At 46.0% G+C, this 16,180-nt stretch carries 19 protein-coding genes; 13 read left to right on the top strand and 6 right to left on the bottom strand.

Features of this window, described 5'->3' with window-relative positions:
• From GT589_RS02515 to GT589_RS02500, 4 genes are all read left to right on the top strand, one after another.
• A partial coding sequence (locus GT589_RS02515) for a sulfurtransferase (protein ID WP_293395501.1) occupies nucleotides 1–424 on the top strand: 424 nt, incomplete at its 5' end.
• A gap of 3 nt (nucleotides 425–427) precedes the next feature.
• Nucleotides 428–550, top strand: a complete 123-nt coding sequence (locus GT589_RS02510) for a rhodanese-like domain-containing protein (RefSeq protein WP_293395499.1) — start codon at nucleotides 428–430, stop codon at nucleotides 548–550.
• 219 nt (nucleotides 551–769) lie between these two features.
• On the top strand, nucleotides 770–997 hold the full coding sequence (locus tag GT589_RS02505; protein ID WP_293395496.1) for a hypothetical protein: 228 nt from the start codon (nucleotides 770–772) through the stop codon (nucleotides 995–997).
• A 64-nt stretch (nucleotides 998–1,061) separates the two neighbouring features.
• Nucleotides 1,062–1,433 (top strand): ATP-binding cassette domain-containing protein, encoded by a 372-nt coding sequence (locus tag GT589_RS02500; RefSeq protein ID WP_293395493.1) that lies wholly within the window; start codon nucleotides 1,062–1,064, stop codon nucleotides 1,431–1,433.
• A 313-nt stretch (nucleotides 1,434–1,746) separates the two neighbouring features.
• Here GT589_RS02500 and GT589_RS02495 read toward each other — a convergent pair whose 3' ends face one another.
• The gene (locus GT589_RS02495) at nucleotides 1,747–2,280 is read right to left on the bottom strand and encodes a dihydrofolate reductase family protein (RefSeq protein WP_293395490.1); all 534 of its coding nucleotides are present in this window, start codon (nucleotides 2,278–2,280) and stop codon (nucleotides 1,747–1,749) included.
• A gap of 30 nt (nucleotides 2,281–2,310) precedes the next feature.
• Complete coding sequence (locus GT589_RS02490; protein ID WP_293395489.1) at nucleotides 2,311–3,351, bottom strand: GerMN domain-containing protein; 1,041 nt, start codon at nucleotides 3,349–3,351, stop codon at nucleotides 2,311–2,313.
• 142 nt (nucleotides 3,352–3,493) lie between these two features.
• On the opposite strand from GT589_RS02490, the gene GT589_RS02485 reads away from it, so the two are divergent.
• The 4 genes from GT589_RS02485 (at nucleotide 3,494) to GT589_RS02470 (ending at nucleotide 7,331) form a co-directional block, all read left to right on the top strand.
• On the top strand, nucleotides 3,494–4,738 hold the full coding sequence (locus tag GT589_RS02485) for an efflux RND transporter periplasmic adaptor subunit (protein ID WP_293395485.1): 1,245 nt from the start codon (nucleotides 3,494–3,496) through the stop codon (nucleotides 4,736–4,738).
• The gene (locus tag GT589_RS02480; protein WP_293395482.1) at nucleotides 4,735–5,418 is read left to right on the top strand and encodes an ABC transporter ATP-binding protein; all 684 of its coding nucleotides are present in this window, start codon (nucleotides 4,735–4,737) and stop codon (nucleotides 5,416–5,418) included. The genes GT589_RS02485 and GT589_RS02480 overlap by 4 nt, the downstream gene beginning before the upstream one ends.
• A 4-nt stretch (nucleotides 5,419–5,422) precedes the next feature.
• A complete protein-coding gene (locus GT589_RS02475; RefSeq protein WP_293395479.1) occupies nucleotides 5,423–6,664 on the top strand; it encodes an ABC transporter permease in 1,242 nt (413 codons plus the stop codon).
• Nucleotides 6,665–6,755: 91 nt separating this feature from the next.
• A complete protein-coding gene (locus tag GT589_RS02470) occupies nucleotides 6,756–7,331 on the top strand; it encodes a class I SAM-dependent methyltransferase (protein ID WP_293395476.1) in 576 nt (191 codons plus the stop codon).
• Between the two features lie 94 nt (nucleotides 7,332–7,425).
• Here the strand turns inward: GT589_RS02470 and GT589_RS02465 are convergent, their stop codons facing one another.
• On the bottom strand, nucleotides 7,426–8,280 hold the full coding sequence (locus GT589_RS02465; protein ID WP_293395473.1) for a MurR/RpiR family transcriptional regulator: 855 nt from the start codon (nucleotides 8,278–8,280) through the stop codon (nucleotides 7,426–7,428).
• 208 nt (nucleotides 8,281–8,488) lie between these two features.
• Here GT589_RS02465 and GT589_RS02460 point away from each other — a divergent pair, with 208 nt between their 5' ends.
• The 3 genes from GT589_RS02460 (at nucleotide 8,489) to GT589_RS02450 (ending at nucleotide 11,136) form a co-directional block, all read left to right on the top strand.
• Nucleotides 8,489–9,595: a DmpA family aminopeptidase gene (locus tag GT589_RS02460; RefSeq protein ID WP_293395470.1), complete on the top strand. Its 1,107-nt coding sequence runs from the start codon at nucleotides 8,489–8,491 to the stop codon at nucleotides 9,593–9,595.
• Nucleotides 9,596–9,723: 128 nt separating this feature from the next.
• Nucleotides 9,724–10,656, top strand: a complete 933-nt coding sequence (locus tag GT589_RS02455) for a DMT family transporter (RefSeq protein ID WP_293395467.1) — start codon at nucleotides 9,724–9,726, stop codon at nucleotides 10,654–10,656.
• Nucleotides 10,657–10,698: 42 nt separating this feature from the next.
• Entirely contained in the window at nucleotides 10,699–11,136 is a 438-nt protein-coding gene (locus tag GT589_RS02450; RefSeq protein WP_293395464.1) for an MOSC domain-containing protein, read from the top strand.
• A gap of 233 nt (nucleotides 11,137–11,369) precedes the next feature.
• On the opposite strand, the gene GT589_RS02445 is transcribed toward GT589_RS02450, so the two are convergent.
• The 3 genes from GT589_RS02445 to GT589_RS02435 all read right to left on the bottom strand — a co-directional run bounded on the left by GT589_RS02445 (nucleotide 11,370) and on the right by GT589_RS02435 (nucleotide 13,939).
• Nucleotides 11,370–12,743 (bottom strand): MATE family efflux transporter, encoded by a 1,374-nt coding sequence (locus GT589_RS02445; protein WP_293395461.1) that lies wholly within the window; start codon nucleotides 12,741–12,743, stop codon nucleotides 11,370–11,372.
• A gap of 160 nt (nucleotides 12,744–12,903) precedes the next feature.
• On the bottom strand, nucleotides 12,904–13,203 hold the full coding sequence (locus GT589_RS02440; protein ID WP_293395459.1) for an AzlD domain-containing protein: 300 nt from the start codon (nucleotides 13,201–13,203) through the stop codon (nucleotides 12,904–12,906).
• On the bottom strand, nucleotides 13,196–13,939 hold the full coding sequence (locus GT589_RS02435; protein ID WP_293395456.1) for an AzlC family ABC transporter permease: 744 nt from the start codon (nucleotides 13,937–13,939) through the stop codon (nucleotides 13,196–13,198). Before GT589_RS02435 ends, GT589_RS02440 begins: the two co-directional genes overlap by 8 nt.
• Nucleotides 13,940–14,066: 127 nt before the next feature.
• Between GT589_RS02435 and GT589_RS02430 the strand changes: the two genes are divergently transcribed.
• A complete protein-coding gene (locus GT589_RS02430) occupies nucleotides 14,067–14,621 on the top strand; it encodes a helix-turn-helix domain-containing protein (protein WP_293395453.1) in 555 nt (184 codons plus the stop codon).
• Nucleotides 14,622–14,673: 52 nt separating this feature from the next.
• Nucleotides 14,674–16,179 (top strand): sodium-dependent transporter, encoded by a 1,506-nt coding sequence (locus GT589_RS02425; protein WP_293395450.1) that lies wholly within the window; start codon nucleotides 14,674–14,676, stop codon nucleotides 16,177–16,179.
• Nucleotide 16,180: the final 1 nt, after the last annotated feature.

Genomic DNA, 16,180 nt, shown 5'->3' with positions numbered 1-16,180 from the left:
TCCCGGACCGGACGGAAGAAACGTATGGCAGATGAGAATGGCTGGCCTTGACAATGTCAAGCTGCTTTACGGAGGATTGGCATACTGGAAAGAACTTGGCTATGAGGTGACAAAGGATGCCGCTCCAGCACCGACACCTTCAACAGGTCTAGTGCTTAAGGATTTTGACGAGAGCTACAGGGCAACTAAGGACTATGTGAAAGAAAACCTGGACAAGACTGTAATAATAGACGTTAGAACAGAAAAAGAATTCAAGGGGAGCCAGGATGCCGGAGAAGCAAGGGGAGGCCATATAAAGGGAGCCAAGATGCTGCTTTGGAAGGACCTTCTGAATGAAAACGCGACTCCAAAGTCTCCAGAGGAAATAAAGGAGATAATGGCAGCCGCAGGAGTTACACCTGAAGATGATTTTGTGGTTTACTGAACAATGGGTATAAGATCAGGATATGTATCCTCGATCCTAAGAGCCGTTGGCTTTGAAAAAGTTAGAAACTACGAAGGTTCAATATACGAGTGGTCTGCAGACCCGAGTATGCCTATGGAAAAGTAGTTTAACCGGCACTGCGAATCACCAGTGCCTTTTTGATAATCAATATCTATTTGACTATATCTTGTATGAGAATCTAGAATGGGTATGTCTGCCAATTGATATGTCAGAGCACTACATACATGGAGGTTCCAATTTTGAATATAGAAGAGACCATTGAAAAAGCAATGTACGCAGCGCTGAGTGGCGAAGAACTGGACAGGCAGATGATTATTGACCTGCTTGGAATTGACCCGGATTCTGAGACCGCCGAAAAGCTCGGCGAATGCGCCAGGGAAGGTAGCCAAAGAAGTTGCAGGCAACAGGGGCAAGGTTTGGGCGTCGATAGGCTATGTGCCGGGGACAATGCACCACATACTGCTTATGGAAACGCTGCAAATGGCGGGTCTCGACATAAACAAGGACGTCACCCTAAAGCGCATTGACTTTTTTGACATGAAAAATGGATAGCCGGCAAACACCGATTTTGACAATAAAAAGCCTTAGCAAAAGCTTTGAAAATCCAGGGCAAGATATGGCAACTGATGTAATAAAGGACATATCACTCGATGCAGTGATGGGGGAGATCATAAGAATAGTCGGTCCCAGCGGCTGCGGCAAATCGACTATGCTTGGAGTTGTAGCGGGCTTTGATAAAGATTACAGCGGAGAGGTGCTCCATGAAAACTTGCCGATAAGCGGTCCGTCACCGGAAAGAGGGATGGTTTTCCAGACGTCTGCTCTTTTTGACTGGCTGAGCGTAAGAGACAACATAGGCTACGGTCTCAAGATAAAAAAGACGGGCAGGGAAGACATAGACAGTGAAGTTGACAAGTCCTTGATGAAGAATCCCGAATTCAACAACCTGAAGGCAGACATACTAACATTGCTTTTCAATAAGGAATAAGCAGAACAATACAGAAGGGATAGGGGTTTTCTATACTATAGAATGCCTCTATCCCTTTTTGGGGTTTTTTTCTTTGTGTTTTCTTGTTTCGCATTATGAATCTGAAGAAATATCAAGCTCATTTCTTAGCGAGATTTTTATAGATTTTCCGGTGAAGCAAGGAGTCGAATTGAAAGAATTTCGAACTGTCTGAGCAAAGCGAGTTTTCGAAATTCCCAATGAGATGACGCGCGAGCCGCAGAAAATCTAAAAAGCGAGCAGAAATGGCGGATATTTCACAGATTCAATCATGCTCGCGCTAAGCATGCTATAGCTAAGCTTTCTCATACCTGACCTGCACAAGCCCTGATTCAAAAACCTTGCTCTCCACAAGTTTCAGCTGTCTGCGGTTTGAAGTATCCCTAAATAGTCTCGTGCCTTTTCCAATCATTATAGGAATAATCGATATGATGTACTCGTCAATCAAGTCCCTCTCCCTTAGCTCTCTTACGACCTCCGAGCCGCCGTCGATGAAAATGTCCTTCCCGTCTTCTTGCTCAAGCATTCTGATAAGGTCACCTATGTCTCCGTTGAAGAACTCGACATCCGGATTGATGCCCTCCAAGGTTGTTGACATCACGTAGCACACCATATCCTTGTGCGGAAACTCGATTTTAAAGGAAAGCAGCGTTTCATAGGTGCGGCGCCCCATTATGACCGTGTCTATGTTCTTTATGAATTCTCCATAGCCGTAATCCTCACCGGGCCTTTCAACAACAGAAAGCCACTCTATTCCGCCGTTTTCATCAGCAATGAAGCCATCCAGGCTCTGGGCAATATACAGAATCACCTTTCTTTTCCTGTCCATTTAAAAGATCACTCCTGAATACATATTTGCTTATTTGATTTCGACAGCATCCTCATAATTGGCCTCCAGATATTCCCCCTTTTGAAGAGCGATATGGCCCGATTCGTAGAGTCCCCCGTTGATTGTTAGTATGACTTTTTGAGAGTTGTAGTAACGTCCGAAGGTGTCCGCTATGCTGTCTAGTATCATGCTCTCATAGCCTGCCCCTGCGTTCATCTCACTCAGGAACTCGCGGTTAAGGTCTATGTAAACCATGCCGTCCTTGTTGAGGTAGAGACTGTTGATCTTCGTATTTGGTGAAAAAACCCTTCCTGTGCCTGCGGGCGCTTCTTCCTTGTAGACCTCCGCAAGAACATTTCTTGTCACGTCGTTAGTCCTGAAGCTTACTTCCTTCTCCTTGTAGTAAATCTTGTTGTCATCGATATTAGGATAGTAGAAGCTTATTCTTTGCTTAAAAGGTACGTTTTTTTCAATCTTTTCGAGCGTTGAGGTGACCTCAGTGCCTTCAGATTCGAAAACCGACTTGACCAGGCCTACATCCTTGGCGTAGTAAGCAATTATCTTGTCGTACTGGCTTTCTGTCGTGACCTCGATAGCCTCATAGCTTCCCGAAGGGGTGTCAATCTTTACTGAGGTTCCAGTTATAGTGCTCACTCTGGAGTCCGGCAGCGTCCAAGTCGTACCCTTTTCAAGAGGTTCCATGAGAAGTATCTCTTCTTTGCCTTCCTTTGAATTCAGGAAATTCTCCCTGTAGTAAACTTCGCCTCTTGAGAACACCTTTGTAAGCTTGCCGTCCTTAATCTCCAGGACATTAGCCATTACAGTGCCGCCGTTGTCGACTCTCTGCTGGATTTTGCCGTCTGAGGCGTAGTCGACATATACGTCATATGAAGCATATTCGTTCCCCATGCCTTCGTATACATAGTGAGTGTTTTCATTTGCCGGATAGTAGTCCTCTACTTTCAGAGGAGCAGGAGGCTCAGTGCCGTTTCCGCCGTTATTGTCGTTGTCGCAGCCGACTGAAAATACAAGCGGCAAAAGCGTGCACAGCAGCAGAATCATTCTTTTCATAAATATCACCTTCCCGTTTACAATTATGGTAGTAATCCTATTTTCAAGATACCCATTATAAGCCCCTGCAAAGCCATAATTTTGAATTGATTTTTTTGTAAAGGGTATAGATTTCTTATGATGAAAAAATGGAGGTGCTAGCGTGGGCAGGTTCAAAAGCAAGAAATTCATTATAATAGCAGCGGCCGTACTGGCAGTGGGAATGGCGGCATTTGTCATGTTTAAAATGAATTCGGAGGGTGCGACTCTTGAGGTTGACAAACTGCAGGTGGAGAAAACAAAAATAACAGCTGACGTAATACTAAGCGGCACAATAAGGTCAGGCGACGAGGCCGAGATAAACTCTGAGCTTGAAGACGCCGTCAAGGCGGTTTATGTCAAAGAGGGCGACCGGGTGAGCAAGGGACAGATGCTCGCAGAACTTGAGACGGACGTGCTCAGGACGAGGTTGGATTCGGCAAGGGTGGACCTTGATATTGCAAAAAGGGAGCTCAGTGAAAGCATAGAGGGCTCGGCCTTGTACAGGCTTGAGAAGGAGGCTGACAGCAGGCGGCTGGAATACGAAAGCGCAAGGAGTGACTACGAAAAAATGTCGGGTCTTTACGACAACGGCGCCGTAAGCAAAAAGGAGCTGGACGACGCTCAAAAGAGCCATATGTCAGCCAAGAACGCATACGATGTGGCTCTAAACGACATCCAGGAGGAAAAGAGCGGAAGCGCCAGAAAGATAAAGGAGATGCAGGTAGAAAAGCAAAGGCTGGCTCTAGAGCTTGCCCAGAAGCAGTATGAAGATGCGGTCCTCACAAGCCCTGTAGGCGGTACTGTGGTATATGCCAACTGCAAGGTGGGAATCGAGGCAAGGCTCCAAAAGCCGATGTTTGTCGTGCATAATCTTGACAAGCTTCAAGTCCAGGCGAATGTGAGCCAGTTTGAAATACACAAGATCAGGCTGGGCCAGGAGGCTATAATCACAGGCGATGCGTTCCCTGAAAGCGAGCTTAAGGGAGCCGTGTCATATATTGCTCCAAGTGCGCTGGCTGAGGGGACACAGACTGAAAAGAGCGTGCTAGTCAAGCTGGACATAATCGATCCGCCGGCTGGAATAAAGACTGGCTTTTCGGCGGACGTCGACATAGTCACGGGAGAAAAGAAGGATGCGCTAGTAGTGCCATACGAGGCTCTGCTTCAAAAGAGCGACGGCAAATACTATGTATACAGGATTGAAGGCGGCAAGCTCAAGGAGATTTTTGTGGAGCTGGGCATAGAAGGAGATCTTAAAGTGGAAGTCAAATCCTCTTTGCTGAAGGCAGGCGATGAATTGGCCAGCAATCCTGATGAAACATTCAAGGACGGCATGAAGGTGAGGATAAAGGGTGAGCAGAAATGATAAAGCTCGAAGGCATAAGCAAGGTATATGAAACAGGTAAAATACGAGTAGAGGCGCTAAAAGAGATAAATCTCCATATAAAGGACGGAGAGTTTGTCGCAATAATGGGGCCTTCCGGCTCGGGGAAGTCGACGCTTATGAATATAATAGGCTGCCTCGACAGGCCGAGCGCAGGTGGCTATCTGCTTGATGGAATGGATGTAAGCGAGCTTTCGGAAAACAAACTCGCGCATATAAGGAACAGGAGCATAGGCTTTGTGTTCCAGTCCTTCAACCTGCTTGCCAGAACATCGGCACTCAAGAATGTAGAGCTTCCAATGGTTTACGCCGGAGAAAAGAGGGGGACAATGAGACAAAAGGCGCTCGAGCTGCTTGCAAAGGTAGGTCTTTCAGACAGGGCCGACCATGTGCCCAGCGAGCTGTCGGGCGGACAAAGGCAGAGAGTTGCCATAGCAAGGGCGCTTGCTAACGATCCCTCAATAATACTCGCGGACGAACCCACCGGCAACCTTGACACTAAGTCGGGCGAGGAGATAATGGAGCTTTTCACAAGGCTCAACGAGGAGGGCAAGACGATAATAATAGTAACCCACGAGATGGAAATCGCGCAATACTGCAAGAGGGCCATAAGCTTTCGGGACGGCGTGATAGTTAAAGACGTGCCTGTTGCTAAGGGGTGAGAATATGAACATTATTGAAATATTCAGAGTGGCAGTTGCGAGCATATGGGCCAATAAGATGAGATCCTTCCTCACAATGCTGGGAATAATAATAGGCATAGCGTCAGTAATAACAATTATGGCTCTCGGCCAAGGCAGTCAGGAGAAGATTGGAAGTGAATTCCAGAGCTTCGGTGTCAACAGGATATACATCACGGTAAACTGGCAAAATGAAGATACAGATATTATGCGGGATGGATTCACCGATGAAGAGATCAAGACTATAGGCAAGGTCTTTTCAAGCGACATAACTGCTGCAAGCCCCGTGGAATACATGCAGGGGAAGGTGAAGACGGCTGGCTCAATCGAAAATGTAAGCCTTCAGGGCGTCTATGACAACTATGATCAGATAGAAATTTTGAATCTTACAAAAGGAAGATTTCTCAGAGACAGCGACCTGAAGTCTCAAAGAAGCGTGGCAATCATAGACAAGAAGCTTGCACAGGCGGCCTTCAAGGGCGAAAACGCGCTGGGCAAGCGACTATACGTGGAAATGGGGGGGAGGCGCGCGGGATTCACGGTAATAGGCATATACGAAAGGCCGGAGTCGATATTCGAGCAGCTCAACCAGTCTCTAGGGGGAACTCCTTCAACTTACCTCTATTGCCCGATAACAACTCTAAGGGCGATGCTCAACTCGACAGGCAAATACAGCGCGTTCGAAGCCATAGTTAAGCGAACTGAGGATGTAGATGCCGTAACCGACAGGATAGTGTCCTATGTCGAAAAGAGCAAGCTGAGGGGGGAAAAGCCAGATGAAGACATTTACATCGGAATGAGCGCCAAGGAGCAGATGCAGCAGCTTGACAGCGTGCTGGGCGTGGTTTCGGCAGTAATCGGGGCTATAGCAGCCATATCTTTGCTTGTAGGCGGAATAGGAATAATGAACATAATGCTGGTGTCTGTTACTGAAAGGACGCGGGAGATAGGCATAAGGAAGGCCATAGGAGCCACCAAAAGGAGCATACTCCTGCAGTTCCTTGTGGAATCAATGATTATCTCGGGCATAGGAGGGCTTGCGGGAACGCTCCTTGGAGTGGGCGCTGCGGCCATAGCCGGAAACATAATGGGCATATCTGGCCTTGTCAACATGATGACAGTAGTTATTGCGGTTTCGTTTTCATGCGGAGTCGGCATTTTCTTCGGCATATATCCTGCCAACAAGGCAGCTAAAATGGATCCTATTGAGGCACTTAGATACGAATAGAAGCCAAAAAATAAGCAGGTAATTATTCAGAGATATGTGCTAGAATATTCAAAAGTGAAACAGCAAAATCGAGATTTCAAAGGAGCAAATTATGGCACACATATTCGATGAAAAAATGATGAAAAAGCTGGACAGCCCGGAGCGAAGAAAAGAGATGCCGCCGCTTGAGACCCTCAAAAGGATGGGCCTTAGGGAAGGTGATATTGCAGCCGATATAGGCTGCGGCATAGGTTTTTTCTCTTTGAGCGCGGCGCAGATAGTTGGCCCTTCAGGCAGGGTATATGCGTTTGACATATCGGAAGCTATGCTTGAGGAACTGACATCAAGGGCGAAGAAAGAAGGAATTCTGAATCTTGAGGCGCTGCTTTCCACACAGTATGAATTTCCAGTGAAAGCTGAAGCTGTAGATTTCTGCCTGATTTCAAACGTGCTCCACGAGGTGGACGAGAGGAAAAGGCTGCTTGAGGCAATAAACCATATGCTTAGGCCTGGAGGAAAGCTGGCAATAATTGAATGGAAAAAGCTCAAGATGGAGCAGGGGCCGCCGCCGGAAGTGAGGATATCGCAGGATGAGCTTGAAAGTCTTTTGGGTGACTGCGGTTTTGCAGTATCAGGCAAGGGAGATATATCCGAGAAATTCTACTGGGTGAGCGCCATAAAAGGTTAAATTAAAAAATATCTGACAACATAAAAAAGAGTGCAGCTGTTTGAATTACTGGATTTTAATTCAAGCAGCTGTACTCTTTTTGCAGATGATTGAGTTAATCAAAGAGGTCAAATTCATTCATAACAGAGGAATTTTCCTCGAGTTTTTTCACTATCCTGTTCCTGTCTTTTTCAAGCACTCTTATGAGAATAAGATTGCATAGGCCCATATACGTGACATACGAATTCAAGAATTCGTTGCTCTTTGTCTCTACAGTGAGGCTAATATCGCTCAGAGCCATAATATCAACAGCTCTTGGAGTAGTCAGGGTGACTATTCGGGCATCTTTTGACCTGGCGGTTTTCAAGGCTCTCTTCTCATCCTTGAGGTGCCTCGGCGTGCAGCACATTATCACAAGGTCGGTCGATTTTACAGCCGAAAACTTGTTGGCAAATCCAAAGCCTCCGTCTGTATAGCAAACCGTTCTAAAGCCCATCTGAGTGAGATACCATTCCAGGAACAAGGCGACCACCATGTCCGTTCCTATTCCTACTATATGGATGGTTTCGGCGGCTCCAATTTCTTCTGCTGCGGCGTCTATGAGGGCATAGTCGATGTTGTTGTAGAAATGCTCATGGCACGAAAAGTCGTTTTTTGCGGCTTGCAACAGCAGTGAATCCGCATCTTCTTCAAATTCTAAACTTCTCGAGAGCCTTTCATGAGGAGCGTCATATATGCTTATTTCGTTCCTGATGGCATCCCGCAGCTCTGAAAAATTTGAAAAGCCCATGCTCCTTGCAAACCTTATTATGGTGGCATCGCTCACATCAAGCTCCTTTGCCAGTTCGAGCGCTGTCATATATATCACTTTCCTGTAGTTTGAATGGATATATGAGCCTATCTTTTTTTGGCTGTTCGTGAAATCCTGATAATTCTCCTTTATCCTGTTAAGAACGTGATTTTTTGTCATGGCGTATCCTCTTAATGCGCATAGCGTATTTTTTCAGCATGTTATAAGGTTGATGCTTTACTTCATATCTACATTTTATACCATTGAAGCGACAAATGCAAATAAAAATGTTGACATATCAACAATAAAACATTAGAATGAAGACAAATCAACATCGAATGTATGGCGGCAGGGAGATTGCGCTAATAATGATGAGGAGGGATTATGTATGAAAAAAAGAGCAAGGGATTTGGGAATACCATTCGAGGGCAATACGGGCAGATTTAACGCTATTACTGACGTGGCAGGCGTGGAAGTGGGCTACTCTACTATTGTCTTAGGTGACGGAGAATTGGTTGTGGGGAAAGGTCCTGTTAGAACCGGCGTTACCGCGATTTTGCCAAGAGGCAAGCGATGGTCTGCATGCTTTTCAGGATGGTATGCCCTTAATGGGAACGGCGAATTGACAGGTACTACATGGATTGAAGAATCAGGCTTCCTGGAAGGTCCAGTGCTTATTACCAACACGCACAGTGCCGGCGTAGTGAGGGACAGCACTATAGGATGGATGCACGAACATGGCTTTTACGATCCATGCAGCGGTGAATCATTTTTTCTGTTGCCTGTAATTGGAGAAACGTATGATGGCAGGCTAAATGATATAAATGGCTTTCATGTTAAGAAAGAAAACGTATATGAGGCGCTGAACAATGCAGCAGGTGGACTAGTGGAGGAGGGCAATGTTGGCGGCGGAATGGGGATGACTTGCCACGAGTTCAAGGGCGGCTCGGGAACTTCATCGAGGGTCTTGGCAGAAGAGGACGGGAGCTATACAGTAGGTGTGTTTGTACAGTCCAACCATGGCAAAAGAAAAAACCTTAAAGTAGCAGGCATTTCTGTAGGCAAAGAGCTGACTGATCTTATGCCGGAGATATATACCACGCCGGCTCCGCCTCCGGGCGCAGGCTCGATAATCGTAGTAATAGCTACTGATGCGCCGCTACTGCCTCATCAGTTAAAAAGGCTCGCAAGGCGCGCGGCCCTGGGTATAGGTAATGTTGGAGGTATGGGAGAAAATTCATCTGGCGACATTTTTGTGGCATTCTCAACTGCGAACGATGGGGCATCCAATCGCCACGAAAATGTCAATGTCGACATGCTTCCAAACGACAAGATGAATCCCATTTTTGAAGCTGTCGTACATGCTACGGAAGAGGCAATAGTAAACAGCATGGTGGCAGCAGAGACCACGATGGGAATAAACGGCAATACGATACACGCAATTCCTATAGAGCAGCTGCTTGAAATACTAAAAAGAGAGAACAAACTTGTTTAAATTGGTATTTTCAGATTCAATTCTAATCAAGTTTGGCATATAATAAGCGTATAGGGAAATATGAAATTTTTTTGGAAAAGCATGCATGCCGACACAATGGACAATTTTGAGCGACTGGGGGAATGGTAGTGAAGGACAAGCCATATTTGTTTATTGCGATTGCAGCCATTTTCTGGAGTGTGCAGGGAGTACTTGGCAAATTCCTTGGAACGGATCTGGCTCCAATGCAGACGGCATTTGCAAGAATTTTTGTGGGCTTCTTGCTGATATTCGCATTCACATTCATAAGACACAGAGAAGAACTTAGAATTGACACAAGCGACATGTTCAAGCTTGCCATTATGGGAATAGTTTGTCAAAGCGGAACCAGCATGTTCTTTTTTCACTCTGTATCGCAAACGTCAGTGGCGGCAGCAACTGCGCTCATGTATACTGCGCCGATATTTGCAATATTCATATCGCGAATGGTGTTTGGAGAGAAGATCACGCCACTCAAGCTACTTGCAGTAGCGGTGTGCAGTGTAGGCGTATTTCTGACTGTCACAATGGGGGACGTTGGTGTTCTGACAGGAAGCGTGGTAGGCGTCTTGTCTGGCCTTGGTGCAGGAATAGTTTACTCGCTCAACTCGATAATAGGCAAATCAATTATGAGAAAGTGCAGCAACTGGGCTGTACTGACATACTCATTCGGTTTTGGGTCTCTTTTCATGGCTCCGTTTTGCGACCCGATAGGAATAGTTCCAATGCTTGCAAAGCCCAACGTAGTAATCGGCATCATATTGATGGGGCTGCTGCCAACATTCTGCGCATTTGGCTTCTATTTCACAGGCATAGCCAAGGGAGCTCAGCCTTCAAAGCTGGGCATAGTTGCGACGCTTGAAGCAGCACTGGCAGTGATATGGGCAGCACTACTTTTTGGGGAACCCATGGGATTGATAAGGGTGCTTGGTATACTCGGCATATTTGCAGCAGTGTATATACTTTATATTGAAAATGCAAGAGCCGCAAAGGCTACAGGAGTGGCGGCCGTGGTTGCGGATGTCGGCCAGGCGCAAGTGTAGCATCTTTGAGCTAATTATATGTAAGATTAAGGAGAGAAGTTCATGGGCATTGTTGGAAAAGTAATATCGGTTAACACAAGCGACAAAAAAGGCGTTGTCAAGACTCCGGTTGCCGAGGTGCTGCTTAGAGCAGGACACGGCATAGAAGGAGACGCGCATGCAGGAGACTGGCACAGACAGGTGAGCCTTCTTGGCATAGAGAGCTTTGAGAAGATGAGGGTTATGGGCATAGAGCTTGAGCCTGGGAAATTTGCAGAAAACATGACAACAGAAGGCATTGTTCTGTATGAACTGCCTGTGGGTACAAGGCTTCAGATTGGAGAGACTCTTCATGAGGTGACCCAGATAGGCAAGCAGTGCCACAGCGGCTGCGAGATAAAGAGTCTTGTTGGAGACTGCGTTATGCCAAGGGAAGGCATATTTACGAAAGTTCTAAAAGGCGGCAAGGTGAGGCCGGGAGATTCTATAGAGATACTATAAGCGATCCGTGAAGTGGAATTTGTGCAGTGCTGGGCACCCGGTGCCCAAGTCCGGATATAATATAAAAAAATATAAAGTGGCTGTCTCAAAACGATTTTGTTGAATCGTTTCGCGGCAGCCACTTTTAGATGCGGGACATATTTGAAGTTCAAATAAGATACTTAAGGAATCTGATAATGTTCTCGTTTATTTTATTTTACCGAACGGCGCTTCTATTCGTCTGCTTCTTCAGTTCAGCCCACCTTTAGGACTTCGTCCGCCTCCTGGCATTTGTCCTCGCTGAGTACTTTCATTTCATTTCTAATGAACCACAAGGTTATTATCGAAGCCAATGCGTCCGAAATGGGGTATGACATCCACACGCCGAGAAGGCCGAATCTGCTTGGGAGTATCATGAGAAGAGGTATTAGTATTATTACCTGCCTTAAGGTACTAAGGAAAAGTGAAATCTTTGCCTTGCCTATTGCCTGAAAAAAGTTTGAGCTTATTATCTGGAAGCCGATAACAGGCAGCGACAGCATGAATATCCTAAGACCGCTGGCTCCTATTGAGACTATTTTGGCATCAGGGGTGAATATCCTCATCATAAAGGCTGGCGCCGCCTGAACAAGAATGAATCCAAGCACGCAAACGGCAGTGGCTGATGATATTGTCAGGTAGAGCGCATTTTTAACCCTTGAGTAGCATTGTGCGCCATAGTTATAGCCGACTATTGGTTGTGAGCCCTGGTTGAGGCCGAATATCGGCATGAGGAATATCATGGCTATGCTCATGGCTATGCTCATGGCTCCTATTGCATAGTCGCCTCCGTTAACCTTGAGGGCGTTGTTCGATATGACGTTTATAACGCTTGCTGCAAGCTGTATGGCAAAAGGTGACATGCCTATTGAGAATATACCAAGCACAAGATTTTTCTCGAGCCTCATGTTTTTTAGACGAAGCTTGAGTGAGCTTTTTGGTCCTGTGAAATATAGCAGCACCCAGGCGGTGTTTAGTCCCATTCCTATTACCGTGGCATATGCTGCGCCCTTTATGCCCATTCCCAGCTGCATTATGAATACGTAGTCGAGTATTATATTTGTGATTGCGCCGAGAAGGTTAGTCATCATGGCTGTCTTCGGGCTGCCGTCGGATCTTATGGCGTTGTTGAGTCCAAAGCCAACTGAGTTGAAGAGGGTGCCGGCTATTATAATTGTGATGTAATCCTTTGCAAAGCCGAATGTCTCCGAGCTCGCTCCGAACATGTACAGGAGTGGGTCTATGAATATAAGTCCGGCCGCGGTGACCAGCAGTGAGACTAATATGAGCAGCATGAAAGTGTTGCCAAGGAGTTTTTCGGCCTCAGCGTGATTTTTTTCGCCCAGTCTTATCGATATGAGGGCTGCCCCACCTATGCCCACAAGCATGCCGAAGGCCATTATTATTGTCATGAAAGGCATCGAAATGCCGACACCTGATATTGCAAGAGGGCCGACGCCTTGGCCTATGAATATCCTGTCGACTATGTTGTATAGGACGTTTATGAGCATTCCAATTATTGCGGGAGTTGAGAACTTAAGGAGCAGGCTGCCGATTGGCTCTGTTCCTAGTGAAAGCTGTCGTTGCATATTTATTACCTCCAATACTAACAAAACACAAAACAATATCCGCATGAAAGCATGCGGATATCTGAAATCCGTAGTAGTCTAAACGTGATTAATATCTACAATAAAGTGTACCATATAGAGAATTCAATGAAAATACTTTGTTGAAAAAACCATAAAAAAATTACAATATGCCAAATAAATATACTGTGAGCACCGAACCCATTACAACAATAGTTGAGTTGAGGTTAAACAGAGACAGTGCTAGGGCCGCTGCAAGTCCGGCAATTGAAAGGCTAGTGCTGCCACAGGATGAGAACACGCCGGGAAAAACAAGAGCGCTCAGCATGGCAAAGGGTAGGTAGCGGAAAAAGCCTTCCCAGAATCTGCTCAGTTTAAGGTTCTTGAGCCATATCATGGGGATGGCTCGCGGCAGGTATGCTACAAGAGCCATGAGAATAACTAGAATCAGCAGATTATTCATGTTCATGCACCTCCACAGGGAATATAACGGCTCCTGCCCCAGCAGCGACAACGGCGGCTATTATAACAACCCATCCCGGAGAAAGTGATATGCTGGGCAGATAGGTGAGTGCAGTTGAAGCCAGTATTGAAATTATGCTTATGATCAGCGCTTTCCTCGATTTCTTGACAGCTGGAACAAGCAGGCTTAGAAACAATGCGTATATTGTTATGCCAAGACTGGTTGCTATTGCAGGGCTCATGTCTGATATAAAGTAGGCCCCGACTATGGTGCCTGCCGCATATGCAATGTACAGAATTGAGTTTACTCCCAGGAAGTAGGCCGGATCGACATGGCGCTCTTTTCGGGCTGTTGCAAGTATGAAAATCTCATCCCCGATGCAGTAGGATATAAGGCTGCGCAGCTTCTTGGAAGCAGAAGGTTCAATTTTCTGGGAGAGGGCAGAGGATAGCAGGAAATTTTTGGCGTTTATTATGAAGGTTGTCAGTATGATTTCAGGATACGGTGTTGCGAGTGTAAGCAGATTTACTGCTATAAACTGGCTGGTGGCTGAGAACACAAGCATGGACATCAGCACGATTATGTGATTTGGAAGGCCATATGATTTCGAAAGCAGAGCAAAGGTTATAGCTACGGGTATATAGCCAAGCGATATGGGTAGAGAATCTCTAACTCCCTCCAAGAAAACGGCATTCCTTGAGGCTTTAACTTTTTTCAATTCAAGTGTTTCTTCCATGACAAAAGCTCCTTTTCAGTCAGGTAATTTACAAAGGAAATTAATGCGATATAATGTATATATATCTCATATAACGCATTATACGCTATACCGCCTATAAATACAATATATTGTTTTGGAGGAGACTATGGAAGATATTAGGGTTATAGTTGGGAACAACCTAAAGATGATAAGGAAAGACAGGCATATGACGCTAGAGCAGCTTTCCGAGGTTACGGGAATAAGCAAGAGCATGCTGGGTGAGATTGAAAGGAGCGCCACAAATCCGACGATTTCTGTGTTGTGGAAAATCGCAACAGGCCTTAAGATTCCCTTCAGCAGCCTGATGAAAAAAGAAAGGGAGACTGTAAACCTAATAAAGAGTGATGCCATAAATCCTACGATAGAAGGCGAAGGCTACAAAATAGCATCAGTTATGGGATTCGACGAGGATAAGGGCTTTGAGATATACATGGAGGAATTCGAGCCTGGAAGCAGGGTGGAGTCCAAGGGCCACGACAAGGGCGTAGAGGAGTATATATTTGCCATAGACGGGACGCTGAGCGTGGATATCGAAGAGAAGACATATGAAATCTCGGCCGGCGACGTCATGAATTTTGCGGCCGAAGGCCCGCACACGTTTTACAACACCGGAGAAAAGACCGTAAAGGCCTTCGTCATAATCTACTATGATAAAAAATGAGGCTGTAAACCGTGACAAGGTAAGGCAAAAATAATGAAGGAGGCGCAGAGATATGAGAGAAAACTGGCAAAGCAGGAAGGGTTTCATTTTCGCCGCCGCTGGTGCCGCGATAGGCCTGGGGAACTTGTGGAGATTCCCATTTCAAGCATATAAAAACGGCGGGGGTGCATTCCTCCTCCCGTATTTGGTTGCTGTGGCCACCTGTGCGATACCGCTTATGATAATGGAGTACGCATACGGCAGAAAAATCCGCGGAGGCTCCGTAAAGGCTTTTTCGGAGCTGGGCAAGAAATACGAAGTATTTGGATGGCTGCAGGTCATGGTGCCGGTAATAGTAATGATGTATTACTGCTCAATTATAGCAGTTTCGCTGATTTTCATGGTATTCTCCCTGGGGCATGCCTTCGGCATTATTAACTGGCTGCAGGATCCGGGTCCTATTATGGGAATGGTAGTGGGAAGTGCTGACAATGCCCTTGATCTGGGGGCGGGCATGAGCATATACATTATTGGTGCAGTTGTGTTTGTCTGGCTTTCCAACTGGCTTATCGTAAAGAAAGGCATATCGGGCGGAATTGAAAAGATGTCGTCAATTTTTACGCCTATACTTCTTGTAATGATGGTGGTTTTCATGATCAACGCGGTGCGATTGAATGGGGCAGCAATTGGTCTCGAGACGCTATTCAAGCCGGATTTCTCGAAAATTATGAGTCCGGGCATCTGGGTATCGGCCTATGCACAGGTTTTCTTCTCAACAACACTGGCGGTTGGCGTTATGATAGCCTACGGTTCCTACCTGCATGAAAAGGCAGATATAGTAAACAGCTCCTTTATTACGGTACTGCTTAACTCCAGCTTTGACTTGGTGGCAGGAATACTGGTTTTCTCGACACTCGGCTATCTGGTGCAAAATATGGGCGTGGAATTCACGTCTTTTGGAACAGGAGCCGGCGTGGCATTTATCGCTTTTCCCATTGCAATATCAACAATGTCTTCGAATGCAGTGATTCAGGGACTTCTGGGATTCCTTTTCTTCTTCTGTCTGTTTGTTGCGGGAATATCTTCAAGCATTTCGATGCTGGAATCCTTTGCGACGGCCGCAATGGATAAATTTGAAATATCCAGGGAAAAACTGATAGGCATACTATCGCTGATTGGTTTTGCAGGTTCTGCGTGTTTTGCAAGCTACGCGGGCTTCAATTATATACTCGACATTGTTGACTCCTATGTGGGAAACATAATAATAGCGGGACTGGGCCTCGTAGAGGTTGTCCTTATCAGCTATATATACGGCACGGAAAAGCTCAGGGAAGAAGCCAACAAGTATTCTGACTTCAGAGTCGGAATATGGTGGGATTACCTGCTCAAATACTTTACTCCGCTGCTGCTTGGAGCAGTAGTGGTGACAAACATATTCAATATTTTCACCGGCCTTTTTAAGCAGGAATCAATCGGAGTCATCTCAAACATAATATTTGGATGGGGAGCAGTAGCAGTCATGATAGGGGCTTCATTAGTATTGCGCAATAAAAAATGGGCTGTTAAGGAGGATGATTAGC

The organism is Peptoclostridium sp., from assembly GCF_009881055.1.
In the GTDB taxonomy this organism is placed as follows: domain Bacteria; phylum Bacillota; class Clostridia; order Peptostreptococcales; family Peptostreptococcaceae; genus Peptoclostridium_A.
The sequence above is the reverse complement of the archived record's forward strand: the minus strand, read 5'-3'. Positions and strand labels throughout refer to the sequence as shown.